We start from the raw sequence: 14,827 nt of genomic DNA, 5'->3' as shown, positions 1-14,827 counted from the left end.
CTTTCTTTAATATTATTCTTCTTCATCACCTAAGAAAATTACTTCCGCAATCAAAATTTCTCGATATAATACCAAAAAGCCATGCCGATACTCTTGTTCTTGCTGTGCAATTTTTCCTAAATAATTACGTTCTTGTCTAAAAGCATAGCGATAAACTTCCGCTCTAAATTCTTTTTGATCATCTGTTAATTCTTTTTGTTTAACAGTATATTTAACTTCTCTAATAAAATCCTTAATAGAAGTTTGATTCATTTGTGTTCGCAAATCGAACTCTAGCTGCTTGCGAATCTTTTTAGGCAAATAAACCTGATTCATCTGCTTTAGTGCATAATGAACCATCGCCTTGCGTACACGATTTACTTCTTTCCTTTGATCTAAATCAGGCTTGTCTTTTTCCAAAATAAATCTAAACACAACTGTAGGAACTATTAAACTTAATAAAATCAATACAATTTCACTAACTAAAATCAAATGAAAATCAGCAATATTAACGCTCATTTCACTTAAAGTATAAGCCAAGGCAAAAGTCACTGCACCATGAATTCCACCTAAACTAAAGATTAATGCGTCCTTTGAACTGACTTTTCCTTTAATTGATGGTGAAAATCGACAATAGAAAAAGCGCACTGCCAAATTCGCAACATATAAAATTATACCAATTAAAATTGCCTCAATCGTCTGTTGATTGAAAACATCATCGCGCATTGATCGAATAATAATAATTCCTAAAAGCAAAAAGACAGCACCATTTAAAATATCAATTATTAATTGTGAAAATTGGTGATTACTGTAAAAAATCGATGCATTCGTTAAACGACTACGCTCAGATTCTACGTTGTGAAGTAAACCCGCAGCTACCACAGCTATGATCCCTGAAACATGAATTTCTTCAGCTACAAAATAAATAATAAAAGGTGTCAAAAAGAATAAAACTTCCATGGGCATCTTTACATCAGATACCAAATGGTATTTTGATCTGAAGCTCTTTTGCCTCAAAAAGACTAGAATAGCCGCGATTAAAATTCCTAGCACAATTCCACCACCAGCAGAATAAAGGAAGTCAATAATCGCTTCACCAACATGAAGCTGCTTATGAATATACCAATCTACTGCCATATTGAGCAGTATAATACCGGACGCATCATTAAATAAAGATTCATCTTTAAGATAAAAACTAATTTTTTTAGGCAGCTTTAGCCCGTGAATGACTGATTCAGTTGCCGTTGCATCTGTTGGTGTAGAAACAGCTGCCAAAATAAATGATAGTGGCAGAGAAAGTCCTATAGCATAAACTCCCAATCCTGCTACAACTGTTGCTAACACGATCATTACTACCGTTAAGCCAACGATTGCACGCCAGCTACGTAAAATACTATATAGCCGAGTTCTTTGGCCCTCAAAAAATAAGAGCGGTGCGACAATCAAGCCCAAAAAGACTTCTGAATTAAAATTTTCAATTAAAAGATTGGTCTGCGGCACTAACGCAATTGCCATCCCAATAACTAGGGCAATATAATTAACTGATATTTTTTGTAAAAATCGTTGCTGGATCATCGTTGCCATGGCAACAGCAAAGACGAGCACTCCAATAAAAATCATTACTTCCATTTTATTTCTCATCCAATGAAAAAGCCCAGGCAACAGAGGCTTGGGCTTAATACATCATTTTGTCTTCGTACATTCTATATGCACGATCAAAAATAGACATACTTGGTAAATAACTAGCATTAAGTTCTAAATAATCTGACAATTTTTCATAATCTTGTTCCTGCTTAGGAAAAGTCAGATCATGCTGTGCGTTATTCGCAAATTGTGCTATTTCATCTGAAGAATCCGCATCACGCTGCGTCATCAAATAACGATAAAAACTTTCTCGATAAGCCATTTTTACTCCGTATAAAACATAACTGCGTAGGCACCATGACCTGCATGAGTAATAATAATTGGACTAGTTTCTCGAATCAAAATATCTAAATTAGGATTTACTTCCTTAAAACGAGCAGCTAATTTTTCCATATCATCTAGTGTATCAACATATGAAATACCTACTTGCTTAACCTGATCACCCAATTCCTTCAATTGGTCAACCAACATATCATTAAACTTTTCGGTGAATTTCTTGCCCCGTCCCTTTTTAGGTACTAAGACTTTCCCATTCTTCATTTGCAAGAAGATTCTAATATTTAACATGCTGACTACACGACTAGCCAATTTTCCAAGTCGGCCGCCTTTTACAATATTGGTTAAATCAGGAATCATCATTTCCAAATACATATTGTCTTCCATTTTCTTCAGATGATCCAAGATTTCATCAATAGACTTGCCTGCTTGAGCATCTTTAGCTGCAGCAAGGACTTCATAGCCTTCGCTTCGATCTGTATAACCAGAATCATGGCATACGACCTTAGCATCAGGAACCATTTGAGCTGCTTGCTTAGCGGCATCGATTGTTCCACTAAGAGACTTAGCCAAAAAGATTCCTAACACTTCACTGCCATCAGCAGTCAACTTTTTAATTGTTTCTACAAAGCGACCAATTGGAGGCTGACTGGTCTTAGGCACATCACTGCCTTCATCCATTCTTTCAATAAAGTCGCGTCTAGTAATATCTACACCGTCAACATATGTCTTACCATCAATAGTTACTGACAAAGGTACAACAGTAATATCATATTTTTTTATTTCTTCTTCAGTTAATTGAACTGAGGAATCTGTCATAATTTTAATTTTTGACAATGTATTCGACCCCTATTCTAAGATGCTCACTTTAATTTTTATGATAAAATATGAGCAAGTAACATATAGTTAGTATATCAAAAATTTTCCAGAAGAAAAAAGGAATGATTGGATTGTTGGATTGTTGCATCACAAAAATGAAAAAACTTTGGCAGGAGCCAAAATTAAGATCGGAAAGATACTATTTACTTGATAACATTTTTAGTGCTATTACACATGGCATCGGCTTTGGTCTAGCTGTTGCAGGCTTAGTAGTTTTAATTGTTAAAGCTGCACATACTGGCAGTCCCATGCGCATAGTAACTTTTACTATTTATGGTTCATGCCTAGTCTTGTTATATTTGTTTTCAACTTTATATCATAGTTTAGTTTTTACGCGAGCTAAAAATGTCTTCCAGATTTTCGACCATTCTTCAATTTTTCTCTTGATTGCAGGTTCATATACCCCATACTCTTTAGTTGCAATTGGCGGTGCATGGGGTTGGACATTATTTGGCTTGATCTGGGGATTAACGATCTTTGGGATCATCTATTATATTTTCAACCGGGGAAAGCATGTAATTCTCGACACCGTACTTTACGTTGCTATGGGCTGGTTAGTAATTTTATCCGGTTCATACTTGTATGTGCGTCTTAGCCCAACAGGCTTTTGGCTATTAGTCAGTGGTGGTATTGCTTATACGGTCGGAGCGATTTTATTCAGTATGCGTAATGTGCCATTTATCCATACGGTTTGGCATTTATTCGTCATGTTAGGTTCAATTTTAATGTATTTTTCCGTTTTACTTTACGTTTAAAAAGGATGTATCAATTCTGATACATCTTTTTTAGTTAATCTAAATTTTCTAAATACTTTTCTATTGCATCTGGACTATTCTCTAATCTGCTTGAAACTACTAATTCTCTAATTTGATTAAGAGTATGTCCTAATTGAGCACCAGGACGCATCCCATGCTTAATTAAAAAGCGTCCATCTATTGCAAGCTCAGCTGGCTTTTTAATCGGCAAAGCCATATAACGATCAACCAACGCTTCCGAAGCAACAGGCTGTCCCAAAATATGAGCCACATCGATAGTATTAATTATTGTCCTTTCACCTGCTTGGAATAATTCATAATCATTCGGAGTATAATCAGAAATAAGGTCAAAGAATTTAATAATACGTCCTACCTGTTCAGTCATAGCATTAGAATTTTTCCAATCTCGCATAAATCGACTGATTTCTTCATTAGGAAGCTTAAGTAGAATAATAATCAATGACCACAAACTTGTTTCAAGAGTTGGACTAAACTGCAAACGTGGATAAATTTGCAGTAATTCTTTTTTTCCTGCAAAGTCAGGAACATCTTCACTTAATTGCGTATCAAGGAAAATCTGAAAAGCTTGTCTTGAATGAGGACCCAATCCCATCTTTACAAATTCATCCCGAATTCGTTCTACCGAAATTTTCTTTAAAAGTTCATGATTATCCTTAATTGCTTGTCCAGTCTTTTCTTCCAAATTGAATTTTAATTGACTGGTAAAACGAACTGCCCGCATCATTCTTAATGCATCTTCATGAAATCTCTTTTCAGGATCACCAACCGCACGAATAATATGATTTTTTAAATCTTCTATACCATTAAACAGGTCAACAATTTGCCCATGAAGATCCATTGCTAGTGCGTTAATTGTAAAATCTCTGCGCTTTAAATCTTCATCAAGGTTTTGTACAAATGTAACATGATCTGGTCTTCTAAAATCTTGATAACCAGATTCAGTTCTAAAAGTGGTAATTTCATAGCTTTCACCGCCATACAAAACGGTTACCGTACCATGCTTAATTCCTGTATCAATCGACTTTTCAAAAAGCTCTTTAACTTCTTCAGGATAGGCACTAGTAGTAATATCTACATCATGAACATGTCTATCAAGTAAAAGGTCTCTCACTGAACCACCGACAAAATATGCTTCAAAGCCGGCATCTTCTAAAATCTGTAAAACCGGCATTGCTTTAATAAATACTTCTGGTAATTTATCTACTTTAATCATTAGCAAAATCTCAATTCTTAATTTCTTTATTTATAACTTTTCACTTTTAGTTTGTTAAAATGAAGGGAAAGACATAAAGGAGGTAATCATTATGCTTAAAATCAATAAATCTACCGCGATTGATATCTTTATGATTGCATTAGGATGTGCCATCTATGGACTAAGCTTGGAAATCATTTCAGTTCCCAATGAATTAGCCGACGGTGGAATAAGTGGTATTTCACTTATCTTACGCCATTTTTGGAATATTAATATGGGACTTTCCACCCTAGTACTTAATATCCCATTAATCATATTAGGTTATCGTTTTATGGGCAAACGCTTATTAACCTATACAATCTGGGGAACGCTCTGCCTTTCCTTTTTTCTTTGGTTTTGGCGTTCAGTACCTATTATAAAACAATTAGATTTAGAACACGACCTCTTCCTTTCTGCAATTTCAGCAGGTGTACTCTCAGGTATAGGTTTAGGGCTGGTTTTCAGATATAACGGTACCTCTGGCGGGACTGATATTATTGCTCGAATTTGTCAAATCAAATTTGGCATTTCATCTGGCAAAATGCTGCTATTCTGTGATGCTGTAGTTTTATTTGCATCCCTGTCCTATCTAGATCTCAAGCATATGATGTATACTTTGCTTGCTTCTTTTGTCTTATCACGCGTAATGGATACTGTACAACAAGGTGCTTATAGTGCACGTGGTTTATTAATTATTTCTAATAAGTATGAACAAATTGGTAAAATGATTGATTTAAAACTTGATCGTGGTTTTACTTACTTTAAAGCTCTAGGTGGTTATAAACAAGATGATAAACGAGTAATCTACGTAGTCGTGTCTCCTAGAGAAATAGCGACTATTAAACAACTAATTAGGCAGGAAGATCCTAATGCATTTGTGTCAATTATTGAAGTTCACGAAGCGTTAGGTGAAGGATTTACATATAAGCAAAAACGGCATCACTTATTAATCCGTAAATAAAAAGCGTCCGAGAAAAGCAATTTTCTCAGACGTTTATTTTTTACAAATTATTGTACAAATCTTGCATTTCCATATCTTCGGGTACTAATTCAAGATATTTTTGCAATAACTGTTTAGTAATATCAGGATTGTTTTGAACACTAAAGAACATAATCATTTGATGCAAGAAATCTGGATTCTCTTTAAAATCTGGATAAGCCAATAAAAATTCACTTTGTGCTTTTTCTGTATCATCTAGACGTTCATATGACAAAGCCATATTCCAGTGAGCTTGAGCATCAATGTTCTCATTATCAAAGTCTTTGAATAAGGCAATATTTTGCTTATTCTGGTGTCGATGCAAATATAGGTTAGATAGTTGCATCCGTAATTCACTGTTGTCAGGCGCCTGTTTAAGCCCCTTCTCGAGCAAATCTGCCGCAGTGTCCAACTGATTCAAATTTGCGGCTGCACGCGCCCCCATTGAATAAAGAGTTTCATCTAATTCATTATAGGCTAATCCTGCTTGTACGCTGCGCAATACTTGCTCGTTATCATGCTTATGTTCATAAGCTTGAGCAAGTAAAGGATAAGCATTGACATAATCAGGACTTTGATCTATTACTTCGTCTAATAGCTTAATAGCCTTATCATCATCACCAACAGCTAGCATTACTAGCCCAGCTTCATACTTGCTATCAATATCTAGCAGGCTACTGCTGTGCTCTCTAATAATTTTTGCGGCTGCTTCGTAATTGCCTAATTTTGCGTTAGTAGCAATTAATCTTTGATTTAGGTTAACTTCACCAAAAGTTTTCTGGCGCTGAATTAAATCTTGGTATAAAGATAAGGCTTGTTCATAGTTTCCACTTAAATAGTCAAGTTCAGCTAATCCAAATTTAATTGCATCCTCTTCTGGAGCAAGTTTAAGAGCTTGAAGCAATTTATCTTTAGCTGTCTCAATTAAGCCGCTTGTTTGGTAGTAATCTGCTTGTACAAGTAAACTATCCAGATAGGCTGAAGACTCTTTAGAAACGCCATACAGAAGCGAGAGACCATCATCTTCATCTCCATCATTAAGCATAATTTCTGCCAAATAGACTTTAAATAAGTCTTCCTGAGGAAATTTTGCAATTAAAGCGCGATAAACTTCTTTAGCTAAATCTGTAAATCCTAAATCGGTCAGATTTTCCGCTAAAGAAGATAAAATTTCAGGGTCATCTTTATCTAATGCTTCTTTTAAAAGATTTTTGCTTTGTGAAAAATCATGGTTTTGAATTGAATCAAGTAATTGTTCTGAATAACTCATTATTTTGCCTCCAGTCAGACTTTAATTGTACTAAAAAAAGACGCTGGAACAAAGTCCAACGTCTTTTTAAACTAAGGTTAAGTATCTTACTTAACAGCTTCTTTAAGAGCCTTACCTGGCTTAAATGCAGGTACTTCACTAGCTGGGATTTCGATTTCATCACCAGTTTGTGGGTTACGACCCTTACGTGCTGCACGGTGACGTACTTCAAAAGTACCAAAACCGATTAATTGTACCTTTTCACCCTTAGCAAGGTTGTCTTGAATTGAGCCAAAGATAGCATCAACAGCAGCAGCAACTTCCTTCTTGGTTAACTTAGTCTTTGAAGCAACTTCAGAAACTAATTCAGCTTTATTTGCCATAAATATTTCACCTCCTGAATTTGAACCCGAAGTTCAAAGTTTTTTCTTTGTTTTGAAAAAACAAGGAATAATGATCTAGATCTAGACTAATCATTGTTTCCTAGAAACCAAAATATCACAAAACCCCTGTTACAACAAGGATTTTTACAAAATATTGGTGTTTTTTTCATTATTTTCTCTTACGTGGAAGAATTTTGATCGGAGTTCCAGCAAAATCAAAGTTTTGTCGCAATTGATTAATCAAAAATCGTTCGTAAGAAAAGTGCATTAATTCTGGATCATTGACAAAAACAACAAAAGTTGGTGGATTGGTACTTACCTGTGTCATATAGTAAACGCGCAATCTCTTTCCCTTAACCATTGGTGTTGGAACTAACTTACTTGCTTCAAGCAATAAATCATTCAACACGCTTGATTGAATACGTTGATTTTGATTGTCATAAACTTCTTTAACCATTGATGGAATTTGATCAAGACGTTGACCAGTTTTAGCTGAAACAAACAAAATTGGAGCATAATCCAAATATTGAAATTCAGCTCTAATCTCGCGTTCAAATTCTTTAGCACTAGTACTATTTTTCTTTGGTAAATCCCACTTGTTTACAACAATGATAATTCCGCGCCCTGCTTCATGGGCATATCCGGCCACGTGCTTGTCTTGTTCTCTAATGCCTGTACTTGCATCAAGAACAAGTAAAACCACGTCTGAGCGTTCAATAGCAGCCATAGCTCGCAAGACAGAGTACTTCTCGGTTTTTTCGTAGACTTTTCCACGTCTTCTAATACCAGCAGTATCTACAACTTTAAATTTAATTCCGTCTTTAGTAAATGGCGTATCAACTGCATCACGAGTAGTACCTTCTTCATTTGCAACAATTACTCGATCTTCACCCAATAATTTATTAACAATTGAAGATTTACCTACATTTGGTCGTCCAATTACGCTAAATGAAATGACGTCATCAGCTTCGCTATCTTTTTCTGCTGGAAAATCATTAACTATTTCATCTAGCAAATCACCGATTCCCGTACCATGACTACTAGAGACAGGAATTGGATCACCTAATCCTAAACTATAAAAATCATAAATATCATTTCTTTGCTCAGGATTATCTGCCTTATTAACCGCTAAAATTACCGGTTTTTTAGTGCGATAAAGAAGATGTGCAATTCTTTCATCAAGATCAGTCACATGATTTACTACATTAGTTAACATCACGATGACATCTGCTTCTTCAATTGCAATCTCAGCCTGTGCACGGATCTCTTCTTCGATTTTTCCGCCTTCCCAGGTAATACCACCTGTATCGATCAAATCAAATTTATGGCCCATCCATTCAGCTTGAGCATAATTACGATCACGAGTAACACCGGGTTTATCTTCTACGATTGCTAAGCGTTGATTGATTATTCTATTAAAAAGTGTAGATTTACCTACATTTGGTTGTCCAACGATTGCAACAACTGGTAAAGCCATATGCCCCTCCTTTAAAAATATAAAAATAAAAAAGCCGACACAGAGTCGGCTTTTTTAACAGAAATGACTACTTACGGTCCTTTAATTGGTCACCAATGATATCACCTAATGCAAAGCCGTTATCGTTGTCACCCATGTACTTCTTGTTAACTGAGTTTTCGTTACGTGAACGATGTGGACGAGAACTGTGGTTATCTGATGAAGAAGCGTTTGAGTCAGCAGCCTTGATTGAAAGTGAAATTCTTCTGTCACTTGGGTCAATGTTCAAAACCTTAACCTTAACAGTTTGACCAACCTTCAAAACATCGCTTGGCTTGTCAACGTGCTTGTTTGAAATTTCTGAAACGTGTACTAAACCTTGAATACCGTCAGTAACTTCAACAAATGCACCAAAGTTAGTTAATGACTTAACTTCGCCTTCAAAAATATCGCCTTCGTTTAAGTCAGCTGTAGCTTGTTCAAATGGTGAAGGTTCAGTTTGCTTAATAGACAGGGAAATACGATGTCTGTCATTGTCAATACCAATGACCTTAACCTTAACATCTTGACCAGCCTTCAAAACATCACTTGGCTTATCAACATGCTTGTAAGAAATTTCTGAAATGTGAACTAAACCGTCAACACCACCGACATCGATAAATGCACCGAAGTTAGTTAAGCGTGAAACCTTACCTTCGATAACGTCACCAACAACTAATTGTGATGCAACCTTATCAAATGCTTCTTCACGTTCTTCTTCAACTAAATCCTTGTGTGAAAGAATCAAACGGTTCTTGTTAGGATCAATTTCAGTAATCTTAAGCTTCATAGTCTTACCAATGTATGGCTTAAGATCTGAAACGTAACGGTTTGAAATTAATGAAGCTGGCAAGAAACCACGTGTACCAACATCTACAAGTAAACCACCACGAACTGATGAAGTTACAGTACCTTCGATAGCATTTCCTTCTTCGAAGTCCTTTTGTAACTTGTCGTAAGCTTCTCTTTCCTTCAAGCGGGTAACTGAGAAGAAGAATTCACCATTTTCCTTATCGCCACCGGCTCTTCTTAATACCAAGGCCTTGAACTTGTCGCCAGGCTTAACTAAATCATGTAAGTCTGCGTTACGATCTGAAGTGTATTCACGACGAGTAATAACGCCTTCAACACCAGCGTTTACAACGCCAACATCGATTTGGCCGTCTTCAACGTCTAATACTTCGACATCGACAATATCTCCGACCTCAACTCCTTGCATTTGCTTTAATGCGTCTAAAAATTGATTACTGTTTTCTGACATATGTACCTCCCAATATCATGTCCCATTTTAAAGGAAAGTTTGATATTTTTCTACTATTTTGTGCTGTTTTTTTAAAAATTTTTTTGACTTTTTTCGATTTCGGCTAAAATTGCGTCTACAACCTGCTCAATTGACATATTTGTAGTATCAATTTCAATTGCATCATCTGCCTTTTTTAATGGTGAAATCTTGCGGTGTGAGTCTTTATAGTCCCTTGCTGCAATATCTTGTTCGATTTCATCCACTGTCTGATTAGATTCAATGCCGCGCTCTTTAAAATCTAAAAGTCGACGCTCAGCACGAGATCTAGCAGAAGCCACTAAGAAGATCTTTACTTCCGCATCTGGTAAAACGGTCGTACCGATATCACGACCATCCATGATTACATCAGTTTTACCTGCCATTTGACGTTGTAAACTAACCATTTTTTCTCGTACTTTAGGCAAGGCAGAAACTTGTGACACATTAGCAGAAATTTCTGGTGTTCTAATTTCTTTAGAAACATCTTTTCCTGCTACATACACCTTTTGCTCACCATGTTCAGATTTCAATTCAATTCCATCTTCATCAATAGCTTGCAAAATTCCTGCTTCATCCCCGTAATCTAGCTTATGATTACGAGCAATAACTGTACATGCACGATACATTGCACCAGTGTCTATATAAACGTAAGACAGCTTTTTAGCAATGATTTTAGCAACCGTGCTTTTACCTGCTGATGCAGGTCCATCTACTGCTACTTGCATTTTAATAAAAAAGAGATCTTACTGCTCGACCTCTTTTACCCTTTCTGAAAGATTATCTCAATTTAAGTGTTTGGCCAACATTGACGTTTGAAGAATCTTTAAGATTATTTAATCTGGCTAATTGATCAACAGTCATGCCATATTTTTCTGCAATATTAGTTAAAGTATCACCATCTTTAACTAAATAAGTCTTAGGTTCAGTCTTTTGAGATGAACTTGAACTAGTCTCAACAGAATTCTTCTTAGCTGAAGATGAAGTCTTTTTAGCTTTACTTGATGATTTAATTGCCTTAGATGACTTTTTAGAAGAAACCTTCTTAACTGTTTGAACTTCTTCAGCTTTTTCAGAATGGCCTGATGACAAACGATGAACAACTGGGATTAATGCAATTAATATAACAACTAAAATCACAATAACTGCAATCCATCTAGCAGATCCACTGGGCTGCTTATCCTGTGAACTTCGCTTTTCAGTTGGCCGTTCATAGTGTTGATATGGCCCTGTTGATTTTTTATCCATCTGTAAATTCCTCCATTCACTTAACGGATTAATTCTAGCATACTTTAATAGTCTTTGAATATGAAAAATCCCATCAACTTAAAAAGTTAATGGGATTTTACTTTAATTCAAATTAAATCTTTTTCGTACAAATGGCTTAATCGTCTTAATAGTTGCCTCAAAAAGCAAATATACAACGACACTGTTAATTACACCTTTTAATAAATTAAATGGCACTATAATCGTAAAAATATAAGCTTGCATAGATGGTAAATGTAATAACTGACCTAGATATACCTTTTCAGTGAAGTGATACAAAGCACCATAACTATTAATCGCAGGTAAATTAGGAACCGCAGTTACTGCATATACTGGAGTCAAAATAAATGCGTTAGTTAAAGACATCACACAGGTCATTGCCAGAATACCAATAATTAATCCACACATTGGTTTAACTATTCCCATCTTAGTTTTTCTATTCTCAACCGTAACATTCTTACTAAAGAAATAAAATGGCAAAGAGAAAGACATCGAAGCAAGAAAAGCTGCAATTTCACCTACTACACTTGGTAAAGCAAAACCAGCAAAAATCAAGCTTAACACCATTCTAATTAATGCAATAATTACACCTGGAACAGCTCCAAAGATAAACATTCCAACTGTAATAATTACATCTGAAAAATCAAACTTTAAAAAGCCTACGCCAGGGATAATTGGAAACTCAAATTTCATTACCACAAAGGCAATACACCCAATTAACGCATACGCAATAATATTAGCTAATCCTGTAGCATTTGCTCTAGATTTACTCATGACTTACTTTCCTTCCTACAAAAAAGGTCTATTGCTCCAGCAACAGACCTTTATAAAGTAAAGTAAGATTTACTTTATTGATCTGTCTTCTTCCATCTAGACTTTAACTATCGGTATCAAAAGATTCAGCCACTTGCGTGGGTCGCGGACTCTAACCGCCGGTCGGGATTTTCACCCTGCCCTGAAGACAATAACCTATATATTTAATTTCTAAGTATAAGTTAATCTAATCTCATTAATTTGTCAACTTCGCGCTTTGACAATTCGCGATATTGTCCAGAAGTAAGAGAATCTAAGGTTAAAAATGCATATTTTTCACGGGATAATTTTTCAACTAAATGTCCTACAGCCTTAAACATACGCTTAACTTGATGATAATGTCCCTCGTGGATAGTCAATTGAACAATTTGAGTATCTTTACGCTTATCTGTTTTAAGAATCTTTACCTTTGCTGGAGCAGCCTTAAAACGATCCAATTTAACCCCTGTAGTTAATGTTTTAATCTCATCAGGAGTTAAAATCCCCTTGATTTTAGCAACATAAACTTTAGATACTTCATTTCTAGGGTGCATTAATAAATTAGCTAACTTACCATCGTTAGTCACTAAAAGCAAACCTGAAGTATCATAATCAAGACGGCCAACTGGATATAAACGATATGGCACATCTTCAAAATAATCAACAACCGTTTTTCTACCCTTATCATCATCTGCAGTAGAAACAACACCACGTGGCTTATAGAAAAGATATGTATGCAAGCTTTCTCTTTCAATTGGTTCATCATCAACCGTAATATTACTGAAAGTTTCAACCTTGGTTCCTAGCTTAGTAACTACCTTACCATCCACTTTCACGCGGCCAGCTACAATCATTTTTTCTGCTTTTCTTCTGGAAGCAATTCCTGCTTCTGCTATTACTTTTTGCAGTCTCTCTACCATTATCTTTCCTCTTTCTGCATTTGCTTATCTGCGGTTCCTTTTGCCTCAAACAAATCTATTTCACCATTACTATCATTATCCGCAAAATCTTCTATTAAAGGCAAATCTGCTAAACTATGATAATTAAAATACTGTAAGAAATAATCCGTAGTTACATACAATTTAGGATGTCCAGGAGCATCTTTTTTGCCATCGGCTTTAATCAAACCGCGCCAAACTAATGTCTGCAATGCTCCAGATGAATTAACCCCACGAATATCATCAATTTCTACCCTAGTAATAGGCTGACGATATGCAACAATTGCCAAAATTTCTAGAGCTGATTGACTTAAGTTTTTTGTTAAATCTTTTTGAAAATATTTTTCAATAATCTTGGCTGTTTGCGGACTAGTAGTCAACTTGTATGTATGAGCAATATGAATTAATTGCAAGCCAGAATCTGAATTCTTCGTTAGCTTTCGTTGCAAATTCTCGGCAACCTTATCTAAAGTTTCACCATCAATCTCTAGCATTTCAATTAAATTTTGCTCTTCTAATCCATTATCACCAGCCGCATATAAAAGTGCTTCTAAATTTGCCTCTTTACTTGCCATTTACATCAATTCTTTCTAAATTTAAATCACCAAATTCTCTTGCTTGTAAAATTCGAATTTCGTGTTTTTTGCTCAATTCAAGCATTGCTAAAAACAAACCAATCACATCAGAAATACTATGCATTTGATCAGTACAACTAAAAAAGCTGACTTGTCGTTTTTTTGCCAAACGCTGATCCAAATAATCAATCATTTCGTTAATTGGAGTCTCAGCCACTTTAATTGAAGCAGTATCCGGTTGACGCATCTTTAATCTGCGGAGAACCATGGAAAAAGTTGTTGCCAGTTCATTTGAAGTAATTTGTCCTTTAGGCAATGGTTGAACCTTAACAGAAGTTGAAACACTTGCTTCCTTTGACACAACAATTGGTACTTCTTCATTTCTTTCTTTAAAATATGCAGAAATCTTTTTAAAAATTGAATATTGTACTAATTGCTGTACTAATTCATCCCGAGGATCATCTTCAGCTTCCACCTCATCTACAAAATCATTTTGTGGCAATAAATATTGTGACTTTATTCTAAGCAAAGTTGAAGACATCACAAAATATTCCCCAGCAATTTGTAAATTCAGACTTTGCATTTGCCTCAAGTACTCTAAATATTGACTAGTAATTTGAGCAATGGGAATATCATAAATATCTATTTTTTGCGATTGAATTAAATGGAGCAATAAATCTAATGGCCCCTCAAAATTAGGTAACTCTAACGTTAAATTACTTTTATTCATTATCTTCTTCGACAGTTTTTAATAAATTGGTATATTCAGGTACAGCGGTAACTCTTTTATCAGGGTATTCATTTTTTAACTCACTGACAATTTCTTTTTCATAACTAATTTCACGAAAACCGGGAGCTAAAGAAAGATATCTGATCACAACAAACTGCTTAGTTACTTGTGTACCCAACACTCCTACAATATTATTCTGTTTATTACGGTACAAATAAAGCAGAAAATCATTATCTTCTTGATTAAGTCCTACTTCTTCTTTTAGATTTTCAATATTTTTAAAATCAGGCAAATATGAGAGTAATCCCATTGCCGTTTTTTCATAGTCTTTTTTATATTGTATTAGCATTATTAAT

17 protein-coding genes and 1 riboswitch are annotated in these 14,827 nt (G+C 35.3%); of the genes, 2 read left to right on the top strand and 15 right to left on the bottom strand.

Features of this window, described 5'->3' with window-relative positions; all coding sequences use genetic code 11:
* Window positions 1-12: 12 nt before the first annotated feature.
* From CP355_RS00800 to CP355_RS00790, 3 genes are read right to left on the bottom strand one after another with little or no spacing between them, the layout of a single operon-like run.
* Window positions 13-1,608 (bottom strand): sodium:proton antiporter, encoded by a 1,596-nt coding sequence (locus CP355_RS00800; protein WP_098043676.1) that lies wholly within the window; start codon window positions 1,606-1,608, stop codon window positions 13-15.
* A 46-nt stretch (window positions 1,609-1,654) separates the two neighbouring features.
* Window positions 1,655-1,885: a YozE family protein gene (locus tag CP355_RS00795; protein ID WP_025005752.1), complete on the bottom strand. Its 231-nt coding sequence runs from the start codon at window positions 1,883-1,885 to the stop codon at window positions 1,655-1,657.
* A 2-nt stretch (window positions 1,886-1,887) separates the two neighbouring features.
* Window positions 1,888-2,736 (bottom strand): DegV family protein, encoded by an 849-nt coding sequence (locus CP355_RS00790; protein WP_087235574.1) that lies wholly within the window; start codon window positions 2,734-2,736, stop codon window positions 1,888-1,890.
* Window positions 2,737-2,840: 104 nt separating this feature from the next.
* On the opposite strand from CP355_RS00790, the gene CP355_RS00785 reads away from it, so the two are divergent.
* Window positions 2,841-3,533 (top strand): hemolysin III family protein, encoded by a 693-nt coding sequence (locus tag CP355_RS00785; protein WP_025005750.1) that lies wholly within the window; start codon window positions 2,841-2,843, stop codon window positions 3,531-3,533.
* 34 nt (window positions 3,534-3,567) lie between these two features.
* On the opposite strand, the gene CP355_RS00780 is transcribed toward CP355_RS00785, so the two are convergent.
* On the bottom strand, window positions 3,568-4,767 hold the full coding sequence (locus CP355_RS00780) for a CCA tRNA nucleotidyltransferase (RefSeq protein ID WP_025005749.1): 1,200 nt from the start codon (window positions 4,765-4,767) through the stop codon (window positions 3,568-3,570).
* Window positions 4,768-4,858: 91 nt separating this feature from the next.
* On the opposite strand from CP355_RS00780, the gene CP355_RS00775 reads away from it, so the two are divergent.
* A complete protein-coding gene (locus tag CP355_RS00775; RefSeq protein WP_087176180.1) occupies window positions 4,859-5,746 on the top strand; it encodes a YitT family protein in 888 nt (295 codons plus the stop codon).
* A gap of 40 nt (window positions 5,747-5,786) precedes the next feature.
* On the opposite strand, the gene CP355_RS00770 is transcribed toward CP355_RS00775, so the two are convergent.
* From CP355_RS00770 to CP355_RS00720, 11 genes are all read right to left on the bottom strand, one after another.
* Complete coding sequence (locus CP355_RS00770; protein WP_098043675.1) at window positions 5,787-7,034, bottom strand: tetratricopeptide repeat protein; 1,248 nt, start codon at window positions 7,032-7,034, stop codon at window positions 5,787-5,789.
* Between the two features lie 86 nt (window positions 7,035-7,120).
* Window positions 7,121-7,396 (bottom strand): HU family DNA-binding protein, encoded by a 276-nt coding sequence (locus tag CP355_RS00765; RefSeq protein WP_003547110.1) that lies wholly within the window; start codon window positions 7,394-7,396, stop codon window positions 7,121-7,123.
* Window positions 7,397-7,565: 169 nt separating this feature from the next.
* Complete coding sequence (gene der / locus CP355_RS00760; protein ID WP_087176181.1) at window positions 7,566-8,873, bottom strand: ribosome biogenesis GTPase Der; 1,308 nt, start codon at window positions 8,871-8,873, stop codon at window positions 7,566-7,568.
* A gap of 67 nt (window positions 8,874-8,940) precedes the next feature.
* The gene (rpsA, locus tag CP355_RS00755; protein ID WP_098036275.1) at window positions 8,941-10,152 is read right to left on the bottom strand and encodes a 30S ribosomal protein S1; all 1,212 of its coding nucleotides are present in this window, start codon (window positions 10,150-10,152) and stop codon (window positions 8,941-8,943) included.
* 71 nt (window positions 10,153-10,223) lie between these two features.
* Window positions 10,224-10,898, bottom strand: coding sequence for a (d)CMP kinase (gene cmk / locus CP355_RS00750; protein ID WP_025005745.1), 675 nt, complete (start codon window positions 10,896-10,898; stop codon window positions 10,224-10,226).
* A gap of 52 nt (window positions 10,899-10,950) precedes the next feature.
* Window positions 10,951-11,418 (bottom strand): SAG1386/EF1546 family surface-associated protein, encoded by a 468-nt coding sequence (locus CP355_RS00745; RefSeq protein WP_025005744.1) that lies wholly within the window; start codon window positions 11,416-11,418, stop codon window positions 10,951-10,953.
* A 102-nt stretch (window positions 11,419-11,520) separates the two neighbouring features.
* Entirely contained in the window at window positions 11,521-12,210 is a 690-nt protein-coding gene (locus CP355_RS00740) for an ECF transporter S component (RefSeq protein WP_025005743.1), read from the bottom strand.
* 80 nt (window positions 12,211-12,290) lie between these two features.
* Window positions 12,291-12,403: riboswitch (FMN riboswitch) on the bottom strand.
* A 28-nt stretch (window positions 12,404-12,431) separates the two neighbouring features.
* On the bottom strand, window positions 12,432-13,148 hold the full coding sequence (locus tag CP355_RS00735; RefSeq protein ID WP_087176182.1) for a pseudouridine synthase: 717 nt from the start codon (window positions 13,146-13,148) through the stop codon (window positions 12,432-12,434).
* Window positions 13,148-13,741, bottom strand: a complete 594-nt coding sequence (gene scpB, locus CP355_RS00730; RefSeq protein ID WP_025005741.1) for an SMC-Scp complex subunit ScpB — start codon at window positions 13,739-13,741, stop codon at window positions 13,148-13,150. The genes CP355_RS00735 and scpB overlap by 1 nt, the downstream gene beginning before the upstream one ends.
* Window positions 13,731-14,471 carry a ScpA family protein gene (locus CP355_RS00725; RefSeq protein WP_098043674.1) on the bottom strand — a complete coding sequence of 247 codons (741 nt, stop codon included), beginning with the start codon at window positions 14,469-14,471 and terminating at the stop codon, window positions 13,731-13,733. Before CP355_RS00725 ends, scpB begins: the two co-directional genes overlap by 11 nt.
* Window positions 14,464-14,820, bottom strand: coding sequence for a reductase (locus CP355_RS00720; RefSeq protein ID WP_025005739.1), 357 nt, complete (start codon window positions 14,818-14,820; stop codon window positions 14,464-14,466). Before CP355_RS00720 ends, CP355_RS00725 begins: the two co-directional genes overlap by 8 nt.
* Window positions 14,821-14,827: the final 7 nt, after the last annotated feature.

Source organism: Lactobacillus sp. UMNPBX4 (assembly GCF_002554115.1).
GTDB lineage: Bacteria > Bacillota > Bacilli > Lactobacillales > Lactobacillaceae > Lactobacillus > Lactobacillus gallinarum.
This window is presented reverse-complemented; position numbering and strand designations above follow the sequence as displayed.

Coding starts and splice junctions, on each gene's coding strand:
- CP355_RS00800 (WP_098043676.1), bottom strand. CDS start 1,608: ATGGAAGTAATGATTTTTATTGGAGTGCTCGTCTTTGCTGTTGCCATG.
- CP355_RS00795 (WP_025005752.1), bottom strand. CDS start 1,885: ATGGCTTATCGAGAAAGTTTTTATCGTTATTTGATGACGCAGCGTGAT.
- CP355_RS00785 (WP_025005750.1), top strand. CDS start 2,841: ATGATTGGATTGTTGGATTGTTGCATCACAAAAATGAAAAAACTTTGG.
- CP355_RS00780 (WP_025005749.1), bottom strand. CDS start 4,767: ATGATTAAAGTAGATAAATTACCAGAAGTATTTATTAAAGCAATGCCG.
- CP355_RS00775 (WP_087176180.1), top strand. CDS start 4,859: ATGCTTAAAATCAATAAATCTACCGCGATTGATATCTTTATGATTGCA.
- CP355_RS00770 (WP_098043675.1), bottom strand. CDS start 7,034: ATGAGTTATTCAGAACAATTACTTGATTCAATTCAAAACCATGATTTT.
- CP355_RS00765 (WP_003547110.1), bottom strand. CDS start 7,396: ATGGCAAATAAAGCTGAATTAGTTTCTGAAGTTGCTTCAAAGACTAAG.
- der (WP_087176181.1), bottom strand. CDS start 8,873: ATGGCTTTACCAGTTGTTGCAATCGTTGGACAACCAAATGTAGGTAAA.
- rpsA (WP_098036275.1), bottom strand. CDS start 10,152: ATGTCAGAAAACAGTAATCAATTTTTAGACGCATTAAAGCAAATGCAA.
- cmk (WP_025005745.1), bottom strand. CDS start 10,898: ATGCAAGTAGCAGTAGATGGACCTGCATCAGCAGGTAAAAGCACGGTT.
- CP355_RS00745 (WP_025005744.1), bottom strand. CDS start 11,418: ATGGATAAAAAATCAACAGGGCCATATCAACACTATGAACGGCCAACT.
- CP355_RS00740 (WP_025005743.1), bottom strand. CDS start 12,210: ATGAGTAAATCTAGAGCAAATGCTACAGGATTAGCTAATATTATTGCG.
- CP355_RS00735 (WP_087176182.1), bottom strand. CDS start 13,148: ATGGTAGAGAGACTGCAAAAAGTAATAGCAGAAGCAGGAATTGCTTCC.
- scpB (WP_025005741.1), bottom strand. CDS start 13,741: ATGGCAAGTAAAGAGGCAAATTTAGAAGCACTTTTATATGCGGCTGGT.
- CP355_RS00725 (WP_098043674.1), bottom strand. CDS start 14,471: ATGAATAAAAGTAATTTAACGTTAGAGTTACCTAATTTTGAGGGGCCA.
- CP355_RS00720 (WP_025005739.1), bottom strand. CDS start 14,820: ATGCTAATACAATATAAAAAAGACTATGAAAAAACGGCAATGGGATTA.